General features: G+C 66.7%; 16 protein-coding genes and 3 tRNA genes. 12 read left to right on the forward strand and 7 right to left on the reverse strand.

Annotation, left to right across the window (positions count from 1 at the left end):
• The 3 genes from P7B02_RS19525 to P7B02_RS19535 form a co-directional block, all read right to left on the reverse strand.
• A partial coding sequence (locus tag P7B02_RS19525) for a hypothetical protein (protein ID WP_007443273.1) occupies nucleotides 1-77 on the reverse strand: 77 nt, incomplete at its 3' end.
• Between the two features lie 53 nt (nucleotides 78-130).
• Nucleotides 131-204, reverse strand: a tRNA-Gly gene (locus tag P7B02_RS19530).
• Between the two features lie 74 nt (nucleotides 205-278).
• Nucleotides 279-364: transfer RNA gene (locus P7B02_RS19535), tRNA-Tyr, on the reverse strand.
• 160 nt (nucleotides 365-524) lie between these two features.
• Between P7B02_RS19535 and rlmB the strand changes: the two genes are divergently transcribed.
• On the forward strand, nucleotides 525-1,337 hold the full coding sequence (gene rlmB / locus P7B02_RS19540; RefSeq protein ID WP_277788041.1) for a 23S rRNA (guanosine(2251)-2'-O)-methyltransferase RlmB: 813 nt from the start codon (nucleotides 525-527) through the stop codon (nucleotides 1,335-1,337).
• Nucleotides 1,338-1,377: 40 nt separating this feature from the next.
• Nucleotides 1,378-2,109 carry a TerC family protein gene (locus P7B02_RS19545; RefSeq protein WP_277788042.1) on the forward strand — a complete coding sequence of 244 codons (732 nt, stop codon included), beginning with the start codon at nucleotides 1,378-1,380 and terminating at the stop codon, nucleotides 2,107-2,109.
• An 8-nt stretch (nucleotides 2,110-2,117) separates the two neighbouring features.
• On the opposite strand, the gene P7B02_RS19550 is transcribed toward P7B02_RS19545, so the two are convergent.
• Both P7B02_RS19550 and metG read right to left on the reverse strand, forming a co-directional pair.
• Nucleotides 2,118-2,840 (reverse strand): 2OG-Fe(II) oxygenase, encoded by a 723-nt coding sequence (locus tag P7B02_RS19550; RefSeq protein ID WP_277788043.1) that lies wholly within the window; start codon nucleotides 2,838-2,840, stop codon nucleotides 2,118-2,120.
• A complete protein-coding gene (gene metG, locus P7B02_RS19555; RefSeq protein WP_277788044.1) occupies nucleotides 2,837-4,546 on the reverse strand; it encodes a methionine--tRNA ligase in 1,710 nt (569 codons plus the stop codon). The genes P7B02_RS19550 and metG overlap by 4 nt, the downstream gene beginning before the upstream one ends.
• A gap of 169 nt (nucleotides 4,547-4,715) precedes the next feature.
• Here metG and P7B02_RS19560 point away from each other — a divergent pair, with 169 nt between their 5' ends.
• The 5 genes from P7B02_RS19560 (at nucleotide 4,716) to P7B02_RS19580 (ending at nucleotide 8,807) form a co-directional block, all read left to right on the forward strand.
• Nucleotides 4,716-5,828 (forward strand): polyamine ABC transporter substrate-binding protein, encoded by a 1,113-nt coding sequence (locus tag P7B02_RS19560; RefSeq protein WP_277788045.1) that lies wholly within the window; start codon nucleotides 4,716-4,718, stop codon nucleotides 5,826-5,828.
• Nucleotides 5,801-7,003: an ABC transporter ATP-binding protein gene (locus P7B02_RS19565; RefSeq protein ID WP_277788046.1), complete on the forward strand. Its 1,203-nt coding sequence runs from the start codon at nucleotides 5,801-5,803 to the stop codon at nucleotides 7,001-7,003. Before P7B02_RS19560 ends, P7B02_RS19565 begins: the two co-directional genes overlap by 28 nt.
• Nucleotides 7,000-7,896, forward strand: coding sequence for an ABC transporter permease subunit (locus tag P7B02_RS19570; protein ID WP_277788047.1), 897 nt, complete (start codon nucleotides 7,000-7,002; stop codon nucleotides 7,894-7,896). The genes P7B02_RS19565 and P7B02_RS19570 overlap by 4 nt, the downstream gene beginning before the upstream one ends.
• Nucleotides 7,893-8,720: an ABC transporter permease gene (locus P7B02_RS19575; RefSeq protein WP_277788048.1), complete on the forward strand. Its 828-nt coding sequence runs from the start codon at nucleotides 7,893-7,895 to the stop codon at nucleotides 8,718-8,720. Before P7B02_RS19570 ends, P7B02_RS19575 begins: the two co-directional genes overlap by 4 nt.
• 12 nt (nucleotides 8,721-8,732) lie before the next feature.
• Nucleotides 8,733-8,807, forward strand: a tRNA-Thr gene (locus P7B02_RS19580).
• Nucleotides 8,808-8,814: 7 nt separating this feature from the next.
• On the opposite strand, the gene P7B02_RS19585 is transcribed toward P7B02_RS19580, so the two are convergent.
• Entirely contained in the window at nucleotides 8,815-11,322 is a 2,508-nt protein-coding gene (locus P7B02_RS19585; RefSeq protein WP_277788049.1) for a TonB-dependent receptor domain-containing protein, read from the reverse strand.
• Nucleotides 11,323-11,509: 187 nt separating this feature from the next.
• Between P7B02_RS19585 and P7B02_RS19590 the strand changes: the two genes are divergently transcribed.
• The 4 genes from P7B02_RS19590 (at nucleotide 11,510) to P7B02_RS19605 (ending at nucleotide 17,491) form a co-directional block, all read left to right on the forward strand.
• A complete protein-coding gene (locus tag P7B02_RS19590) occupies nucleotides 11,510-12,076 on the forward strand; it encodes an RNA polymerase sigma factor (protein ID WP_277788050.1) in 567 nt (188 codons plus the stop codon).
• Complete coding sequence (locus P7B02_RS19595) at nucleotides 12,039-13,052, forward strand: FecR family protein (protein WP_277788051.1); 1,014 nt, start codon at nucleotides 12,039-12,041, stop codon at nucleotides 13,050-13,052. The genes P7B02_RS19590 and P7B02_RS19595 overlap by 38 nt, the downstream gene beginning before the upstream one ends.
• Before the next feature lie 71 nt (nucleotides 13,053-13,123).
• Nucleotides 13,124-14,611: an amidohydrolase gene (locus P7B02_RS19600; RefSeq protein ID WP_277788052.1), complete on the forward strand. Its 1,488-nt coding sequence runs from the start codon at nucleotides 13,124-13,126 to the stop codon at nucleotides 14,609-14,611.
• A 111-nt stretch (nucleotides 14,612-14,722) separates the two neighbouring features.
• Nucleotides 14,723-17,491 (forward strand): M14 family metallopeptidase, encoded by a 2,769-nt coding sequence (locus P7B02_RS19605; RefSeq protein ID WP_277788053.1) that lies wholly within the window; start codon nucleotides 14,723-14,725, stop codon nucleotides 17,489-17,491.
• An 80-nt stretch (nucleotides 17,492-17,571) separates the two neighbouring features.
• Here P7B02_RS19605 and P7B02_RS19610 read toward each other — a convergent pair whose 3' ends face one another.
• Nucleotides 17,572-18,054, reverse strand: coding sequence for a transglutaminase-like cysteine peptidase (locus tag P7B02_RS19610; RefSeq protein ID WP_277788054.1), 483 nt, complete (start codon nucleotides 18,052-18,054; stop codon nucleotides 17,572-17,574).
• A gap of 352 nt (nucleotides 18,055-18,406) precedes the next feature.
• On the opposite strand from P7B02_RS19610, the gene P7B02_RS19615 reads away from it, so the two are divergent.
• Nucleotides 18,407-19,018: a response regulator transcription factor gene (locus tag P7B02_RS19615; RefSeq protein WP_277788055.1), complete on the forward strand. Its 612-nt coding sequence runs from the start codon at nucleotides 18,407-18,409 to the stop codon at nucleotides 19,016-19,018.
• The last annotated feature ends 71 nt before the right edge of the window (nucleotides 19,019-19,089 follow it).

Here is a 19,089-nt window from a genome sequence, read left to right on the forward strand (position 1 = left end):
GTCTTGCCATGGTCAACGTGACCAATCGTGCCGATGTTGCAGTGCGGCTTAGTGCGTTCAAACTTTTCCTTGGCCATGGTCTCTTACCTTCGCGCCGGCGTATGGATGTTGCGTTTTACTTACGAGGAGTTGGAGCGGGTAGCCGGGATCGAACCGGCATCCTCAGCTTGGAAGGCTGCTGCACTACCATTGTGCTATACCCGCGTCAGTATCTCGGCGGGCTCGCGGTGAGCTCCTCAGGTTCCGGGGCCTGACCCGTGAAGGACTTCTGCAGCGCGTGGTGGGGGAAGTAGGACTCGAACCTACGAAGGCTGACGCCAGGGGATTTACAGTCCCCCCCCTTTGCCACTCGGGACATTCCCCCAGCGCGCTACGGAGCTCCTATCACGACCCGCCCCACCTTCGCGGCGAACCGCAGCCGGTAGGATGAAAAAGCTTCCTGCCTCGGGCGCCGGACAGTGCTAAGAGCGCGGCCCGGCCGTGGCGGAAACCCCTCAGGGCCCCAAATCGGAGCGCGTCTTATAGTGTCCTCTCATTTCGAACGCAACGACCGTAAGAGGCCTCGTGACGCAAACCGTGCGCCCGATAAAAAACCTCATAAAAACAATCCCGTATCGCGCGACAAAGCGCCAGCGAACGACTGGTTGTGGGGTTTTCACGCCATTGAGGCCGCTCTGAACAACCCCGCGAGGCCTGCTCCGAAGCGCGTTCTGGCGACTCCCGACCGGGCCAAGCGACTCACCGAGCAGTACGGCCTGAAGGGAATCGAGGTGGTCGACGCCCAGCTGATCGCCCGCCAGGTTCCGCAAGGCGCCGTCCATCAGGGCATGGCGATGCGGATCGACCCGCCCGAGCCGCTGTCCGTGGCCGAGCTCGGCGAGAACCCGTCGGGCCTGATCGTCATGCTCGACCAGATCACCGATCCGCAGAACGTCGGCGCCATCTTCCGCTCGGCCGCCGCGTTCGGCGCCCGGGGAATCATTCTGCAGGACCGCCACTCCCCCGCCCTCGCCGGCGCGGCCGCCAAGGCGGCGGTGGGCGCCATCGACCGCCTGCCCCACGCCATGGCGGTGAACCTCTCCCGCGCGCTCGAGCAGCTGGCTGAGATGGGCTGGCGCGCGGTCGGCCTGGACGGCTCCGCCACTGAAACCCTGGACAAGGCCCTGGACGGATCGCCTACTGTCCTGGTCATGGGCTCCGAAGGCGACGGCATTCGCCGGCTGGTGGCCGAGCACTGTGACGTGCTGGCCAAGATCCCCATGCCCGGCGGCATGGAGAGCCTGAATGTCTCCAACGCCGCGGCGGTTGCGCTTTATGAGGCCTCTCGCCCGCGTTGAGGCACTTGCCATGGGGCCGCGCCTCGCTCATTGAGATTCAATGTTCGACTCTCTTCTCAGCGGCGACCTCGCCGGCCCCCTCACCGCCCTGATCCAGGTCCTCATGATCGACCTGGTCCTGGCGGGCGACAACGCCGTGGCCGTGGGCCTGGCCGCCGGCGGCCTGCCTGAGAAGCAGCGAAAGAAAGCCATTCTCTACGGCCTGATCTGCGCCGTGGTCCTGCGCATCGGTTTCGCGCTGATCACGGCCCAGCTTCTGGGCATCATCGGCCTGCTGTTCGCCGGCGGCATCCTGCTGCTGTGGGTGTGCTGGAAGATGTGGCGCGAAATGCGCGATCAGGCCGCTCATGAAGAGGCCAGCGCCCAGGCCGCCCTGGACGACGACCCGGCCACCGAACCGACGATCAAGCCGACGAAGAGCTTCCGCGCCGCGTTCATCCAGATCCTGATCGCCGATGTCTCCATGTCGCTGGACAACGTGCTGGCCGTGGCCGGCGCCGCCCGCGAGCATCCCGGCATCCTGGTCTTCGGCCTGTTGCTGTCGATCGCCCTGATGGGCGTGGCCGCCACCTGGATCGCCAAGCTGCTGCACAAGCACCGGTGGATCGGCTACGTCGGCCTGTTCATCGTGCTCTACGTCGCCCTGCACATGATGTGGGACGGCCACCGCAGCATCGTCGTCGATCTGAACCACACCGCGCAGTACAACGCGGCCGTTCCGAACTTCATGGACATCTCGGCCGCCGAGCAAGCCAAGCACGCCTCTCACTAAGAGAGGCGTCAGCTTCCCCGCAGCCAGCCGGTGACGGAGAGTCTCTCGTCGCCGGCCGACAGCGACACTTGCGACACCGAATGCGGCTGCGGCACGCGCAGCAGGTTCAAAGCGCCAGCGGCCGGCACGAATGCCTCGGCCACATGGCCGTCGTCGCCGTGGAACATCAAAAGCCCGCCCCACTCGATCCGCCAGGCCGGCGTCAGGTTCAGGACATAGGCGTAATAGCGGTCCTTGCCGTCCACATGGTCGGTATGGCCGGTCAGGAATGAGCCCCGCCGATAGCGGGTGACCTGAGCGTCGGCCATGGCGATGCGGTCCTCGCCCGTCAGCTCCCGCATCAGGCCGAGGAAACTCTCGCCGTTCAGGAACGCCAGTAGGTCGCGCCACGCGCCCTTCAGCTTGCCGGCCTGCTGCAGGTCCCAGATCGGATAGGTGTCATAGAGGTACTGAAAGCGCTCGGTGGCGCTCTCGTGAATCGCCTGGCCGAATTCCTGGCGCTGCTCGATGGTCAGGCTGTCCAGCCAGGCCTGCGGCAGATCCACATGCCCACGGCTGTTGGTGGTCACCGTCTGGAACGGCGTGCGCACCCGCGCCTCGGCCAGCAGCCGCTCCGCCCCTTCGCCGGCCAGGACGGATGGGATCTGCACCCGCCCGGTCCGCTCCAGCCGCTCGACCACGGCGGCGCGCTCGTCGCCCGCGAATTCACGCAGGGCGAAGGGCTTGCTCATTCGGCCCCGCCGAAGCGCTCCGTCCACTCGGCGATCTGCTCGTCCTCGATCTTCTTGAAGAGGACCTCGGGCGTATGGACCGCCAGACCCGGGGCCAGACGGTTCAGCTCCGCCTCGCCATTGGCCGACGGCCAGGTCGGCGGGAACGGCTCGCTCACCGAGGCCGCGATGGTCTCGGCCGAGAACGGAATGATCGGCGCGGCGATACGGGCGTAGAGCGAAACCAGGTTCAGCGCCGTGCGGACGATCACCGCCGCGCGGTCACGATCGGTCTTCACCGCCGTCCAGGGCGCGGCCTCCTGCAGGTATTCGTTGCCCAGCACCCACAGGGCGCGGATCGTCTGGGCCGACTTGCGGACCTCCAGCGCGGCCATCTGCTCGTTCAGTTCAGCGAGACGCTCGGAGACGGCGGCGTAGAGCTTCGTCTCCAGCGCGCCCGCCTCGCCGCCTTCCGGCACCACTCCGTCGAAGCGGGCCTCGGTGAACTTCAGGATGCGGTTGACGAAGTTGCCCAGCACGTCCGCCAGGTCGCGGTTGATGCTGCTGGCGAACTGCTCCCAGGTGAAGGCGGTGTCGGAGCTCTCCGGCGCGTTGGCCGTCAGGTACCAGCGCCAGTAATCCGCCGGCAGGATCTCCAGCGCCGCGTCCATGAACACGCCGCGCTTGTTGCTGGTGGAGAACTTGCCCCCGTACCAGTTCAGCCAGTTGAAGGACTTAAGGTTGTCGACGGTCTTCCACGGCTCGCCCGAGCCCAGGATGGTCGCCGGGAAGCTGACGGTGTGGAAGGCCACGTTGTCCTTGCCCATCACCTCCACATAGGTGACTTCGTCGGCGCCCTTATCGGTGCGCCACCAGCGCTCCCAATCGCCGCCGGTCGCCTCGGACCATTCGACCGTGGCACCGATGTACTCGATGGGCGCGTCGAACCAGACGTAGAAGACCTTGTCCTCGAAGCCCGGACGCGGCAGGCCGTCCTTGGTCACCGGGATGCCCCAGGCCAGGTCGCGGGTGATGCCCCGGTCGATCAGCCCCTCGTCCAGATGCTTGTAGGCGATGGAGCTGGTCAGGTTCGGCCAGTTCGGCGCCTTGCTGTCCACCCAGGCGCGGATGCGGTCCTGGATCTTAGTCTGCATCAGGTACAGGTGGCGGGTGTCGCGCACCTCGATGTTCCGCGAGCCGCTGATGACCGAATACGGATTGATCAGGTCGGTGGGGTCCAGCAGGCGGCCGCAGTTGTCGCACTGGTCGCCGCGCGCCTTCTCGAACGCGCAGTGCGGGCAGGTCCCCTCGACGTAGCGGTCCGGCAGGAAGCGCTTGTCGTCGATGGAGTAGACCATCTGGTCCACCCGCTCCTCGATCAGGCCGTTCTTCTCCAGCGCCTCGCAGAAGTGCTGGGTCAGGCGATGGTTCGGCGGATTGGAGCTGCGGCCGAACCAATCCCAGGACAGGCCGAACTTGCGGCCGATGTCATGCTGGATCTGGTGCTGTTCGTCGCAATACGTGCGCACGTCCTGGCCTGCCGCGGCGGCGGCTAGCTCGGCCGGCGTGCCGTGCTCGTCGGTGGCGCAGATATAGAGCGTCTCATTGCCCCGGGCGCGTTCGAACCGCGCATAGACGTCGGCCGGCAGCATCGACCCCGCCAGATTCCCGAGATGCTTGATCCCGTTGATGTACGGCAGGGCGGAAGTGATGAGGATGCGGGCCATGGGGTCCAGGGTCTGGGTCGCGAATAAGCAGCGTTGGCATATAGAAGCCGCCGCCGCGAAACGAAAGCGCGACAGCATTCGACCACGCCCCGATCGACAGAAGAATTCCCCTTAACCCCTTGGCCGCAGGCCCTATAACGAGCGCGGGGTTCTGATTGGTGGAGGCGAGATGAACCGGGTTGGGGGTTTGACGCGTCGCGTCGCGGTGATCGCGGCGGCGGCCATGGTGCTGGCCGGTTGCGGCAAGAGCGGACCGAAAGAAGAGGTCCTGCACATCTATAACTGGTCGGATTACATCGATCCGGCCGTGGTCAGCGACTTCACCAAGGAGACCGGGATCAAGGTCGTCTACGACACCTTCGACTCCCAGGAGGTGATGGAGACAAAGCTGCTGACCGGCGGCACCGGCTACGATCTGGTCGTCCCCGCCAACAATAGCGTCCCGCGCCTGATCCAGGCCGGCGTGCTGCAGAAGCTGGACAAGGCTCAGCTCTCCAACTTCGGCAATCTGTGGCCCGACCTGATGGCCCGCATGGACCCCTTCGATCCGGGCGCGCAGTACGCCGCGCCCTACATGTGGGGCACCATCGGCATCGGCTATAATGTCGAGGCGGTGAAGCAGCGCCTGCCCGGCATGGCGATCGACAGCTGGGACGTGGTTTTTCGGCCCGAGAACATCGCCAAGCTCAAGGACTGCGGCGTCTACATGCTGGACGCCAGCGAGGACATGTTCACCGTCGCCCTGGCGGCCCAGGGCAAGAACCCGAACTCCCTGGTCGAGGCGGACTACGCCGCCGCCACCGACATGCTGCTGAAGATCCGCCCCTCGGTGCGGAAATTCCACTCGTCGGAATACATCAACGCCCTGGCCAACGGCGACATCTGCGTGGCGGTCGGCTTCTCGGGCGATGTGTTCCAAGCCAAGGCCCGCGCCGACGAGGCCGGCGGCAAGGTCAAGATCGACTATGTGATCCCGCGCGAGGGCACGCAGGTCTATTTCGACGTCTTCGCCATCCCGGCGGACGCGCCGAACCCGACGGCCGCCCTGAAGTTCATGAACTACATGCTGCGCCCCGAGGTGGCCGCCAAGGCGTCGAATTACGTGCAGTTCGCCAACGCCAACGAAAAGGCCCTGCCCCACGTGGACGCCGAAATCCGCGACAACCCGAACATCTATCCGACGCCGGAGGTGTTCTCCCGGCTGTTCGTGGCCACGTCCAAGGACCCCAAGCTGGTCCGTGAGATCAACCGCCAATGGACCCGGGTCGTCACCGGCCGATGAACGCCAAGGGGGGCAAGACCGCGCGCCAGCGACTGAACATCGGCGCGGTCCGTTCGAAGTTTTCGCCATGGAATGATCCTTCGGCCGAGCCTCTGGTCCGGTTCGAGGGGGTGGTGAAGCGGTTCGACGACCATGTGGCGGTGGATGGGGTGTCCCTGGCCATCTATCCGGGCGAGTTCTTCGCCCTGCTGGGCCCGTCCGGCTGCGGCAAGACCACCCTGATGCGGCTGCTGGCCGGGTTCGAGACCCCGGACGAGGGCCGCATCACCCTGGCGGGCCAGGACCTGGCCGGCCAGCCGCCCCACCGGCGGCCGGTCAACATGATGTTCCAGTCCTACGCCCTCTTCCCGCACCTGAGCGTGGCCCAGAACATTGCCTTCGGCCTCAAGCAGGAGAACCTGCCCAAGGGCGAGATCGAGGCCCGCGTCCAGCAGATGCTCAAGCTGGTCAAGCTGGAGCCCCTGGCCCGGCGCAAGCCCCACCAGCTCTCCGGCGGCCAGAAGCAGCGCGTGGCCCTCGCCCGCTCGCTGGCCAAGCAGCCCAAGATGCTGCTGCTCGACGAGCCCCTCGGCGCCCTCGACAAGAAGCTGCGCGAGGAGACCCAGTTTGAGCTCATGGACATCCAGCAGGAGCTCAACACCACCTTCCTGATGGTCACTCACGATCAGGAGGAGGCCATGGTCCTCGCCGACCGCATCGCCGTGATGCGCGACGGCAAGATCGCCCAGCTCGGGCGCCCCGAAGAGCTCTATGAGACCCCCGCCGACCGCTACGTGGCCGAGTTCCTGGGCGACGTGAACCTGTTCGAGGCCAAGGTTGCGTCCCTGTCGCACCCGATGGCGGGCATCGTCATTCCCGAGACGACGCAGCCGCTGCAGGTCTGGGACGACGACGCCCCCGCCGCTGGCTCCACCGTCTGGCTGGCCGTGCGCCCCGAGAAGCTGCGCATCAGCCTCGACCCGCCGCCCAAGGGCGCCGTCAACGTCCTGGCCGGCGAGATCTGGGACATCGGCTACACCGGCGACTGGACCAACTATGTGGTCGAACTAGAGGGCGGCAAGCTGATCCGCGCCGCCCGCGCCAACGCCTCACGCGTGGTGGAGCGGCCTATCGGCTGGGACGACAAGGTCTGGGTCTCCTTCGATCCCGACGCCGGCGTGGTCCTCACCCGATGAAGACCAAACGCGGCGAACGGCTGGCGGCCATCGCCCCCTTCCTGTGGCTGGGGGTGTTCTTCCTGTTTCCCTTCGCGCTGGTGCTGAAGCTGTCCTTTTCGGACCAGGCCCTGGCCATGCCGCCCTATGCGCCGCAGATCGACTGGTCGGCGGGCCTAGCCGGGATCAGGGCCTTCATGTCAGCCTTGGACCTGGAGACCTATGCCCGGCTGAAGTCCGACGACCTCTATCTGGTCGCCTATCTGTCCAGTCTGCGGTTCGCCGCCATCGGCACGCTCCTGTGCCTGCTGGTGGGCTATCCCATCGCGCTTGGAATGGCCCGCTGCGCGCCAAACACGCGCAACATCCTGCTGCTGGCCGTGATCCTGCCGTTTTGGACCAGCTTTCTGATCCGGGTCTACGCCTGGATCGCCATCCTCAAGCCAGAGGGCTTGCTGAACATGGGGCTGGAGGCCATCGGCCTGCCGGGCCTGTCGGTGCTCAACACCCAGGCGGCGGTCTATGTAGGCCTGATCTACTGCTATCTGCCCTTCATGGTGCTGCCGATCTACGCGGTGCTGGAGAAGCAGGATCACAGCCTGCTGGAGGCCGCCGCCGACCTGGGCTCGCCGCCCTGGAAGAGCTTCTGGCAGGTGACCGTCCCCCTCTCCCTGCCCGGCGTCACCGCCGGCGCCTTGCTCTGCTTCATCCCCATGGTGGGCGAGTTCGTGGTCCCCGACCTGCTGGGCGGGGTCCAGACCCTAATGATCGGCAAGACCATCTGGACCGAGTTCTTCGCCAACCGCGACTGGCCCAGCGCCTCGGCCGTGGCCGTGGTTCTGCTGCTGACCCTGGTGATCCCCATCGTTCTCTATCAGCGCCAGCAGGCCAAGGCGCTGGAGGCCGGTCGATGAGGAAGGGCCCCACCCCGTTCAACATCGCCGCGATCACCGCAGGTCTGGTGTTCCTTTACCTGCCCATCGCCGCCCTGGTGCTCTACTCATTCAACGCCAGTCGCCTGGTCACCGTCTGGGGCGGGTTCTCCACCCGCTGGTACGAGTCCCTGTTCGCCAACGAAGCCCTGATGGGCGCCGCCTGGGTGACGGTGCGCGTCGGCCTGATCTCGGCCACCGCCGCCACCATTCTGGGAACCCTCGCCGCCGTGGCCCTGGCCCGGGGCGGACGATTCGGCGGGCGCACCCTGTTCTCGGGGCTGGTTTACGCCCCCATGGTCATGCCGGAGGTGATCCTGGGCCTGTCCCTGCTGCTGCTGTTCGTGGCCCTGCGCATCGACCGGGGGTTCTGGACCGTGGTCATCGCCCATTCCACCTGCACCCTGGCCTATGTGGCCGTGGTGGTTCATGCGCGATTGGTCACCTTCGACCGGTCCCTGGAGGAAGCCGCCCAGGACCTCGGCTGCCCGCCGATCCGCACCTTCCTGACCGTGACCCTGCCCAACATCGCCCCTGCGGTCGCCGCCGGCTGGATGCTGGCCTTCACCCTCTCCCTGGACGACCTCGTTGTCGCCTCCTTCGCTTCCGGGCCCGGCGCCACCACCTTGCCCATGCGCATCTATTCCCAGGTCCGCCTCGGCGTCTCTCCGGAGATCAACGCCGCCTCCACCCTCCTTATCGCCGCCGTCGCGACCGCCGTCCTCATCTACGCAATCGTCGGGAAATGGCGGCGCGTGAAAGAACTGCGCTCGGAGGCTGGCGCCGGCCGACGGGCTGCGGCATAAGCCGTTCCCTTGGCCGGCGTAGCACAGCGGTAGTGCAGCGGTTTTGTAAACCGAAGGTCGGGAGTTCGATCCTCTCCGCCGGCACCAGATTTTCCTAGAAACTGTATCCCAGGGTCACGCCCACCCGTCGCGGGCGGGGGCCATAGACCTGCGGCTGCCGCCCCGTGGAGGCGAAGGACGGCGCGTCGTCGTTCAGCAGGTTCTCCACGTAGGCGCCCATGTTCCAGCTTTCGGCCTGCACCACCGCGCGCATGCCGATCAGCATCACCCCGCCCAACCGCGTGTCGTCGGCGGACGATGAGGCGAAGGCGCTGTGCGAGCGCCCGGTATGGGTCGCATCGGCGCGCAGCAGCAGGTCCAGTCCACGGGTCAGCGGCCGCTCGTACTCCGTCCAGATTCCGGCGGCGATCTTGGGCACCACCGGCAGACGATCCCCCGCCGAGCCGAGACCCACGGCCACCGCGCTCTCCTGATCCTCGGTCAGCACGGCGTCCGCATAGGCGAGGTTCAGGCCCGTCCGCCACGGACCGCGCGGATCGAACGTCACATCCGCCTCCGCCCCGTTGATCCGCGCCCGGCCGATATTGGCCAGGAACGAGAAGGCGCCGTTGGGACTGGCGGCCGTGTACTGCATGTCCCGCCAGTCGATACGGTAGACGGCGCCGTTGGCGGTCAGGCGCCCGTCCAGCCAAGTTCCCTTCAGGCCCAGCTCATAGTTCCAGAGGCTGTCGGCGCGATAGGCCGCCAGGTCCTGCGAGAGGCTGGGCACGGTGTTGATCCCGCCGGGACGGAAACCCTGCGACGCCTGGGCGTAGGCCAGCACGCGGGCGTTCAGCCGGTGACTGCCCACGAACTTCAGGCTCCAGCCCTTCTCGCTGGCCGACTTGTCGAAATTGCCCTCGGCGGTGTTGGAGATGACGTTGACGATCAGGGTCCGCCCCACCGTCGTGCGCTTGTAGTCGAACCGCCGCGCGCCCACCGTGAAGCTGGTGTCCCGGTCCGCACCGATGATCAGCTCGCCATAGGCCGCGCGCTGCTGGAAGCGGCTGTCCACCAGGCGGCGCCCCGTAAAGCCGGCCACCTCCACGGGCTGGCCCGTCGATGCGTTCAGCACCACCACCTGGCTGTCGATGCTGTCCTCGCGGCTTTCGCCGAACAGTCCGATGGTCCAGCCGATGAAGCCGTGCCCGTCGGAGGTGGCGCGCATCTCGACAACCCGCGATTCCATATCCACGGGCTGGGTCAGCAAGCCTGGCGCCCGGCTGTCCACGTAGGTGGTCCAGCGCGACATCTGGTCGATCGAGCACGACGCCGAAGACGCCAGCGCGAAGTATCGACGGCACCCCGCCTCGCTCGTCCGCTCCGCCAGCAGCACGCCGGAATATTCGCTGCGCCGGTGGCTGTCCCAGCGATAGGCCGCCGCCATGGCTGACAGGCGCACGCCGGGCAGCCGCCAATCCGCCGAACCGACGGCGAAGGTCACCTCGCTCTCGAACGGCAGCCGGCCGTAGTTGGTGGAGACATAGGAGCCGCCCATCGGCGTCCACGCGCTGGTGTCGTCCAGGTCCTCGACCTGGCGCGTCACCATGAAGTTCAGGTTCAGCCCCTCGAACGGCTGCGCGCCGATTCCCAGCCGCACGCCGTTGACCTGGCTGTCGTTCACCGCCGAAAGCCCCAGCCGGCTGTTGTCGATGAACGCCGGCTCGGTGCGGTGATAGGCCGTCACCCGCACCCCGAGCAATCCCTCCACCAGGGGCTGGTTCAGCACCAGACTCGCCGCCTGGCCCAGATGGCCCGCGCTGGTCGACGCCTCCGCCTCCAGCCTCGCCGACGGTTCGCGAAGATCAGGGCGGTTGAACATCACCTTGAGGGCGCCGCCCATGGCGCTGGCCCCGTGCAGCGTGCCCTGCGGACCGCGCAGCAGCTCCACCCGGGACACGTCCGCCAGAACCAGCTCCGGGAACGAGCTGCCAGGGTCGGCCGTGGTGCCGCTGGCGCCGGTCACCGGCACGTCGTCGTAATAGAGCGCCGTGGTCGCTTCGCCCGAACCATAGACCCCGCGAAGGGTCAGACGGTTGCGCCCCACCCCCGTCGCCGTGGCCACCAGGCCCGGCGTGGTCGTTGTCGCCCGCTCGAACGTCACGACGCCCGCGCGGGTCAGCTCCGCCTCTGTCAGGGCGCGCACCGACATCGGCGTGAGCTGATCGAGGGTCGGACGCCGCAGGGCGGTGATCACCACTCCGTCCAGGTCGGACGGTTGTTCGGGCGGCGCGGGCGGCTGCACCGGCGCCGCCATCTTCTCGATCCGCTCGATCAGGACCCTCCCCTGGAAACTGCGCCAGGTCAGGCCGGTGCCTTTCAGGAGCTGGTTGAGCGCTGCGTCGGGGTCCAGCCGGCCGACGACTCGGCGTGACTTCAGCCCCGCCACCAGAGCCGGCTGGAAAAGAATGTCGCGGTCGCTCTGGGTCGAAAACGTGGTCAGCGCCCGCTCCAGAGGCAGGCCCGCGGGAATGGCGAATCGAGTCGCGGACGCGGCCTGGGCGGGCGCGGCCACAGCCGCGCACAGCCCGCCCATGACTAGGCTGGCGTGGCCGATCCTCATCGGATCAAGGCCTCCGTCCCCATACGCAATCCCCCTTCACGCATCCGGACATTGGCCCGGCGGCGCCTGAAAATCCAGCAGCCCTCCGACCGTCAAGGCGCCGCACCCGAAGCTGGTTGACCAGGCCGCTTCAAAGCACGAGCATGACATAAATGCGTCGTGCCGGGCGTTCGGGGGAATACCGCAAATGGCGTTGGCGAAGTTAGCCGAACAGCAGGTTGTGGATCAGGCGGGACTGGTCCAGGCCTCATTGCATTACCAACAGGCGCTGCGTGCGTTCTTCCGCCGCCGCGTTGCGCATCACGACGTGGACGACCTCGTTCAGGAGGTCCTGCTGCGCCTTCACAGCCGCCGTGGCGGCGAGGCCGTGGCCAATCTCAACAGCTTCATTTTCCAGACGGCCACCAACGTCCTGCTGGACCGGCGCCGTCGGGACGCCGTCCGCCATCGTCAGGCGCACTGTGAACTGGAGCCGATCCACCATCCGGTCGACGACCTGTCGCCCCACCGAGTTCTGCAGGCCAAGGAGCAAGCTTCTGTCGCTCTGGCGGCTCTGGCGGGCATGCCTCATCGCACCAGAGCCGCTTTCATGCTCGTGCGTTTCGAGAGCTTGAGTTACAAGGCCGCAGCGGCGCAACTTGGAATATCCGTCAGCGCCGTCGAAAAACATGTGACCAAGGCTCTGAGGATCGTGACGAGCCGCCTGCAGGAAACCGATGAACGACAACCGATCCAGTCATGGAACGCCGGCTGAGCCGGACGCCGCGGGCTGGTTCGTCCTTCTGCAGCGCGATCCGCATGACGAGTCGCTCCGTAGCCGTTTCGACGCTTGGCTGAACGCCAGCTACGACAATCAAGCCGAGTGGACGCGTGTCAGCCTGTCCTGGGAAACCCTGGGCCTGATGCGCGACGACCCTCAGGTTCTGCGCGCCCGTGAGGCGCTGAAGGCGGATATCAAGGAGCGCTCCGCCATGCCCTTCCGTTGGGCGGCCGCCGTGGCCGCCATCGTGGTGGCCGGCGGCGTCGCCCTGTTCACGGGCCTGACCCTGAAGGCTCCGCAGCACAACACCGTCGCGGCGGTCCGCGACGTGGCCGTCTATCGCACCGCTGTGGGCGATCAGCGCATCGTCACCCTGGCGGACGGCTCGCGCGCCACCCTGAGCACCGACACCGAACTTCGCGTCACCAGCTGGGGCGCCAAGCGCGCCCTGACCTTGGTCAAGGGCGAGGCCTTCTTCGAGGTCGCCAAGGACCCGTCTCACCCCTTCGTGGTCACCGCCGCCGGACGCACCGTCACCGCCCTGGGTACGGCCTTTAACGTCCGCCTGGCCTCCGACCATTGGTCGGTCGCTCTGCTGGAAGGCAAGGTGCGCGTCGCCTCACTGAACTCCGCCACCACCACCGATCTGCTGCCCGGCGCGCAACTGGTTCAGTACGGCTCTAAGGACTGGGCCGTGAACCGCGTCGACGTCCAGCGCGTCAGCGCCTGGCGCAGCGGCGACGTTATCTTCGACGACCAGCCGCTGGGCTCCATCGTGGCGGAGATGAACCGCTACTCGAACCGCAAGATCCGCCTGGGCGACGCCGACCTGGCCCAGACCCCGCTCAGCGGTCGCTTCAAGACCGGCGACACCGCCGGCTTTGTAGCCACTCTGGAGGCCTATGGCGTCGCCAAGGTCGAACAGTCCGGCCCCGCCCAGATCGATCTGGTTTCTCCTTCCCGCGACTGAGGCTTTCAACGCACATTGCGTCTAGCTTCAGGAGGCTGGCGCAGGGGCGCCGGCGCGGGGAGACACCTTTCATGACGTCGAAGTTCAAGGCGCTGGCGATCGGCGCGTTCACCACGGCCGCTCTGTTTTCGACCACGGCGCTCGCCGCGCCCATCACGGCCGCCGACCGCGGCCAGCTCACCGCCGCCGTCGACGCCTACACCCCCAAGATGAACGACGCCGCCCTGAAGATCTGGGGCTTCGCCGAGCTCGGCTACCAGGAGGTCAAATCCAGCACCCTGCTGCAGGATCAGCTGAAGGCCGCCGGCTTCACCGTGAAGGCCGGCGTGGCGGGCGAACCCACCGGCTTCGTCGCCAGCTTCAAGAACGGCTCCGGTCCCGTCATCGCCATCCTGGCCGAGTTCGACGCCCTGCCCGGCCTGTCCCAGGCCGCCGTGCCGCACAAGCAGCCGATCCCCACCAGCGACAACGGCCACGGCTGCGGCCACAACCTGTTCGGCGCCGCCTCGGTGGCCGGCGCCGTGGCCCTGAAACAGTGGATGATCGCCAACAAGGTCCAGGGCGAAATCCGCGTCTACGGCACCCCCGCCGAAGAAGGCGGCTCGGGCAAGGTCTACATGGTCCGCGACGGCCTGTTCGACGACGTGGACGTGACCCTGCACTGGCACCCGGGCAATTCGAATTCCGCCCAGCAGGGCAGCTCGCTCGCCAACATCAGCGGTAAGTTCCGCTTCCGCGGCAAGTCCTCCCACGCCGCCGGCGCCCCCTGGGCCGGCCGCTCGGCCCTGGACGGGGTCGAGGTGATGAACGTCGCCACCAACTACCTGCGTGAGCACATCCCCGACCGCACCCGCATCCATTATGTGGTGACCAACGGCGGCAAGGCCCCGAACGTCGTGCCGGACTTCGCCGAGGTCTATTACTACGTCCGCAACGTCGATCCGAAGGTTGTGGTCGATGTCTGGGGCCGCGTGACCAAGGCCGCCGAAGGCGCGGCCATCGCCACCGACACCACCTTCGAGGTCGAGCAGACCGGCGGCGTCTACAACCTTCTGCCCAACGACGTGCTGGGCAAGGTGATGAACGACAGCCTCGTCAGCGTCGGCGGCATCACCTGGACGCCGGAAGAGACCAAGTTCGCCCAGGAGATCGCCAAGACACTGCAGAACGGCGGCGGCGACCTGTCGTCCGTGGCGAAGATCCAGCCCTACGCCAAGTCCTCGGCCGACGGCGCCCTGGCCGGCGGCTCCACCGACGTGGCCGACATCAGCTGGGTGACGCCGACCGTGGGCCTGTCCACGGCCACCTTCGTTCCGGGCTCGGCCGGCCACTCCTGGCAGAACGTCGCCGCCGGCGGCATGAGCATCGGCCTGAAGGGCGCGGCCCTAGCGGCCAAGACCCTGTCGATCACCGGCGCGGAGCTGTTCTCGAACCCCGAACTGATCACCCAGGCCAAGGCCGAGCTGAAGGAGCGCCAAGGCGCGAACTTCACCTACAAGGCCATGGTCGGCGACCGCAAACCGCCCCTCGACTACCGCAAGGCGGGTGGCGGCGAGTAATCGCCGCGATACGACTGTTCGGCGCGGTGGATTCCCCGCGCCGGTGCGTCTAACTCAACAGGGAAAAGGCTCCGGCAAACCCGCCGGAGCCGACCGCTGCTGGGGGAGATGATGACGAAGAAACAAGCGATGGCCGGGGCCGCCCTGGCGCTGGTCATGATCATGGGCGGCGCCGCCGCTCACGCCGCCGATATCACGCCGCCCGCCAAGGCTTTCGCCCAGGATCCCGGCAGCGACTACTTCCTCGCCGACTACACCGCCTACGAGGCGTACCTGAAGACCCTCGCCGGCCAGTCCGACCGCATGAAGCTGGTGGACATCGGCAAGTCCGAAGAAGGCCGCTCCATGTGGATGGCGGTCGTCTCCTCCCCCGCCAACCTAGCCAAGCTCGACCAGTACCGCGCCATCGCCAAGCGCATGGCCAAGGCTGAAGGCGTCAGCGCCGAGGAAGCCAAGAAGCTGGCGACCGAAGGCAAGGCCGTGGTCTGGATCGACGCCGGCCTGCACGCCACCGAGACCGTGACCTCGCAGGGCCAGATCCAGGTCCTCTACCGGATGCTGACCCAGAACGATCCGGAGACCCTGCGCATCCTGGATGACGTGATCATCCTGTTCGCCCACGATAATCCGGATGGCATGGAGCTGGTCTCGGACTGGTACATGCGCAACGCTGACGAGAAGAAGCGCGAGTTCAACTCGATCCCGCGCCTGTACCAGAAGTACGTCGGCCACGATAACAACCGCGACAGCTACATGTCGGCGATGGCCGAGACGGCCAACATCAACCGCGCCCTGTTCCGCGACTGGTTCCCGCAGGTGGTCTACAACCAGCACCAGACCGCGCCGAACGGCATGGTGGTGTTCGTTCCGCCGTTCCGCGATCCCTTCAATTTCAACTACGACCCGCTGGTCATGACCACGCTCCAGGAACTGGGCATGGCCATGCACAGCCGCCTGGTGGTCGAGGACAAGCCGGGCTCGGGCGCCCGCTCCGCGGCCCCGTATTCAACCTGGCACAACGGGATGGTCCGCTCCGTCTCGTACTTCCACAACACCATCGGCCTGCTGACCGAAATCAAGGGCGGCCCGACGCCGGAGCCCCTGCGTCTGGTCCCCGAGGTGCAACTGCCCTCCAACGACCGCCCGATGCCGGCCCCGCCGGAGATGTGGCATCTGAAGCAGACGGTCGAGTACCAATACAGCCTGAATCGGGCCGTGCTGGACTACGCCTCGCGCAACCGCGAACGCCTGCTGTTCAACATCTGGAAGATGGGCTCCAACTCCATCACCAAGGGCTCGCAGGACAGCTGGACCCTCACCCCGACCAAGATCGACGCCCTGGCCGAGGCCGGCAAGAAGTCCGAGAACAAGAGCAACGATCCCTGGGCCCGCGGCGCCATTGATCCGTCGCTGTACAAGTCGGTGATCCAGACCCCGGAAAGCCGCGACCCGCGCGGCTACATCATCCCGGCGGATCAGGCCGACCTGCCCACGGCGGTGTCCTTCCTCAACGCCCTGATCAAGACGGGCGTCGATGTGGAGAAGGCGACCAAGGCGTTCACCGTCGCCGGCAAGACCTATCCGGCCGGCTCCTATGTGGTGAAGACCGCCCAGGCCTATCGTCCGCACGTCCTCGACATGTTCGAGCCGCAGGACCACCCGCACGACACCGAATATCCGGGCGGCCCGCCCAAGGCCCCCTACGACGTCACGGGCTACACCCTCGCCTATCAGATGGGCGTGAAGTTCGACCGCGTGCTGGACGGCTTCACCGGCCCGTTCGAGCGCGTGCCGGACGTGATCACGGTCACGCCGGGCGCCATCAAGGGTTCGGGCAAGGCCGGCTGGCTGGTCAGCCACGAAACCAACAACAGCTTCATCCTGACCAACCGCCTGCTGAAGGCCGGGGTGCCGGTGTCGTGGGTGAAGGGCGAATCCAAGGCCGGCGGCAAGTCCCTCGGGACCGGCGCCGTGTGGGTCCCCGCCTCGGCTCAGGCGCAGTCCATCGTCGCCGCGAGCGTCAAGGAGCTGGGCATCGACGCCTATGCTGTCGGCGCCAAGCCGGGCGGCGCGGCCATCCCGCTGAAGCCGATCCGCGTCGGCCTGGTCGACCGCTATGGCGGCCTGATGCCGTCGGGCTGGACCCGCTGGCTCTTCGAACAGTTCGAGGCCCCGTTCCAGGTGGTCTATCCGCAGCGTCTCGACGCCGGCGACATCGCCAAGGACTTCGACGTCCTGGTCTTCACCGACGGTTCGGTCCCGACGCCTGAGGGCGGCCCCTACCGCGGCGGCCGCAGCTTCCCGCAGCCCAAGGCCGAGGACATCCCCGCCGAGTATCACGCCTGGCTGGGCAATGTGACCGAGGACAAGACCCTGCCCCAGGTGGCCGAGTTCGTCCGCAACGGCGGCACGGTCCTGACGGTCGGCAGCGCCGGCTATCTGGCGGAGGCCATCGGCGCCCCGGTGGAGCCGGCCCTGGCCAAGAAGGAAGGCGACAAGTTCAAGGCCTTCACCACCAAGGAGCTGTACATCCCCGGCTCGGTGCTCCGCGCCAAAGTCGACAACACCCAGCCCCTCGCCTACGGCGCGCCCACGGAGCTGGACGTGTTCTTCGACCGCAGCCCGACCTTCAACCTCAAGGCCTCGGCCACGGGCGTGGCGAAGGTCTCGTGGTTCGACACGCCCAAGCCGCTTCGCAGCGGCTGGGCCGTCGGCCAGGAGAAGCTGCAAGGCACCACCGCCATCCTCGACATCGACATCGGCAAGGGAAAGCTGTTCGTGATGGGTCCGGAAGTGACCCAGCGCGCCCAGTCGGCGGGCACCTTCCGGTTCCTGTTCAACGGCATGCTCTACGGTCCGGCCGCCGCCGCTTCGCGGTAAGCCCGGACTGACAATGTGAAAGGGCGGCGGAGCCTAGGCCCCGCCGCCCTTTCTGTTGCGCCTCTCCTGGACGAGACGACTTATTTCGTGGCGCCGGCGCCGGCGAAGACCTTGGTCCAGTCGGTCTTGGCGACCGTCGCGTTGGCCCAGTGGTAGCCGAAGCGCTCCATGTCGGCGCGCGGGGTCGGCCAGTTCATGCGGTTGTCGAGGATGATCTCGCCCTTGGCGGTCTTGACCGACAGGACGGCGTGGTACTCGCCGGTCTCGGTGTAGACGAGGGCGATCGACATGTCCTCGGCGGCCACGCCGGCCTTGGCCAGGCGGGTCATCTTGGTCATGGCGTAGTCGTCGCAGTCGCCGAAGCCGCTGGCCGGCTCCGAAACCCAACGGTCGCCGCCGTATTGGGCTTCGTCGCTCATCGGGCGGATGTCGTGGTTCACCTGAGCGTTGACCTTGTTCAGCAGTCCCATGTCGATCTTGGCGGCGGCCGAAGCTTGCGAGCCCATGCCCAGCAGGGCGGCGGCGAAGGCGAAAGCGGCGATCAAGGTCAGGCGGCGGGTCATGGCGGATGTCCGGAATTCGGGCGTGAGTTCCCCCGTCCCGCCGGACGGGTGCGTCCTGCGGGTGGGTTCGGATCGGGTTTTGGGGAGGGGTTCCGGCTACCGGCCGGAGCGGCGGAGCCTAGGTCTTGTTTTTGCTGACATCGTCAGTTCCAGGTCCGTTTGTTCCAATTATCTGCCGGAGGCGGCGATCCGCTCCGTCATTTGATGATGTTTTACGGAAATGGATTTCCGGGTTCATCCCGGTAGAACTACAGGTCGTATTTGTACCGTAGGCCCGCACACCTCTTGGCTGAGGGCCCGGCTTGCTCAATTATGGGTTTGCGCTGCGGCGCACACAGTATGGGGATGCTTGATGGCCGCCATCGCGACCGTCCATGTCGTCGACGACGACGAAATCACGCGTGAGACCCTCGCGATCCTGCTTCAGGGCGCCGGGTACGGGGTGGAGCTCTATGAGTCCGGCGAGGCCTTCATGGAAGCTCGCCCCACGGCTCAACCGGCCTGCGTGGTGCTCGACATGCACATGCCGCAGATGAACGGCATCGATGTGCTGAAGGCTTTGAAGTCCAACGACTTCCCTCTGCCCATCATCATGCTGACCGGACGGGGCCATATAGACTTGGCGGTGCAGGCCATGAAGCTCGGCGCAGCCGACTTCGTCTCCAAACCCTACAAGTCCGAGACCCTGCTGGCCTCCGTGCAGGAAGGCCTGGCCGCTGCTCCCGCCAATGGCGGCGAAGCCGCGGCGGCCCAGGAAAAGATCGGCCGCCTGTCCAAGCGTGAGTATGAGGTGGTCCAGGGCATGATCGCCGGCCTGCCCAACAAGCTGATCGCCCATCGCCTGGACCTCAGCCCGCGCACAGTAGAGGCCTATCGCGCCACCCTGATGGAGAAGCTGGAGGTGCGCGGTCTTTCGAGCGTGGTCCAGATGGCCCTCGCCGCCGGGGTCCAGCCCCTGGCCTAGATGTCGTTTCCAAGGAGGTTGGTCACACGTTGCCAGGGTGTGAGGCCGGCGATGCCTGAGTGTGGTCGATC

Origin of the sequence: Caulobacter segnis (assembly GCF_029543125.1) — a bacterium.
GTDB lineage: Bacteria > Pseudomonadota > Alphaproteobacteria > Caulobacterales > Caulobacteraceae > Caulobacter > Caulobacter segnis_D.

Excerpts from the sequence above, each read along its gene's own strand:
- P7B02_RS19545 (WP_277788042.1), top strand. The coding sequence starts at position 1,378 with ATGTTCGACTCTCTTCTCAGCGGCGACCTCGCCGGCCCCCTCACCGCC.
- P7B02_RS19605 (WP_277788053.1), top strand. The coding sequence starts at position 14,723 with ATGACGAAGAAACAAGCGATGGCCGGGGCCGCCCTGGCGCTGGTCATG.
- P7B02_RS19615 (WP_277788055.1), top strand. The coding sequence starts at position 18,407 with ATGGCCGCCATCGCGACCGTCCATGTCGTCGACGACGACGAAATCACG.
- P7B02_RS19610 (WP_277788054.1), bottom strand. The coding sequence starts at position 18,054 with ATGACCCGCCGCCTGACCTTGATCGCCGCTTTCGCCTTCGCCGCCGCC.
- P7B02_RS19575 (WP_277788048.1), top strand. The coding sequence starts at position 7,893 with ATGAGGAAGGGCCCCACCCCGTTCAACATCGCCGCGATCACCGCAGGT.
- P7B02_RS19560 (WP_277788045.1), top strand. The coding sequence starts at position 4,716 with ATGAACCGGGTTGGGGGTTTGACGCGTCGCGTCGCGGTGATCGCGGCG.
- metG (WP_277788044.1), bottom strand. The coding sequence starts at position 4,546 with ATGGCCCGCATCCTCATCACTTCCGCCCTGCCGTACATCAACGGGATC.
- P7B02_RS19590 (WP_277788050.1), top strand. The coding sequence starts at position 11,510 with ATGGCGTTGGCGAAGTTAGCCGAACAGCAGGTTGTGGATCAGGCGGGA.
- P7B02_RS19550 (WP_277788043.1), bottom strand. The coding sequence starts at position 2,840 with ATGAGCAAGCCCTTCGCCCTGCGTGAATTCGCGGGCGACGAGCGCGCC.
- P7B02_RS19585 (WP_277788049.1), bottom strand. The coding sequence starts at position 11,322 with ATGAGGATCGGCCACGCCAGCCTAGTCATGGGCGGGCTGTGCGCGGCT.
- P7B02_RS19595 (WP_277788051.1), top strand. The coding sequence starts at position 12,039 with ATGAACGACAACCGATCCAGTCATGGAACGCCGGCTGAGCCGGACGCC.
- P7B02_RS19600 (WP_277788052.1), top strand. The coding sequence starts at position 13,124 with ATGACGTCGAAGTTCAAGGCGCTGGCGATCGGCGCGTTCACCACGGCC.
- P7B02_RS19565 (WP_277788046.1), top strand. The coding sequence starts at position 5,801 with ATGGACCCGGGTCGTCACCGGCCGATGAACGCCAAGGGGGGCAAGACC.
- P7B02_RS19570 (WP_277788047.1), top strand. The coding sequence starts at position 7,000 with ATGAAGACCAAACGCGGCGAACGGCTGGCGGCCATCGCCCCCTTCCTG.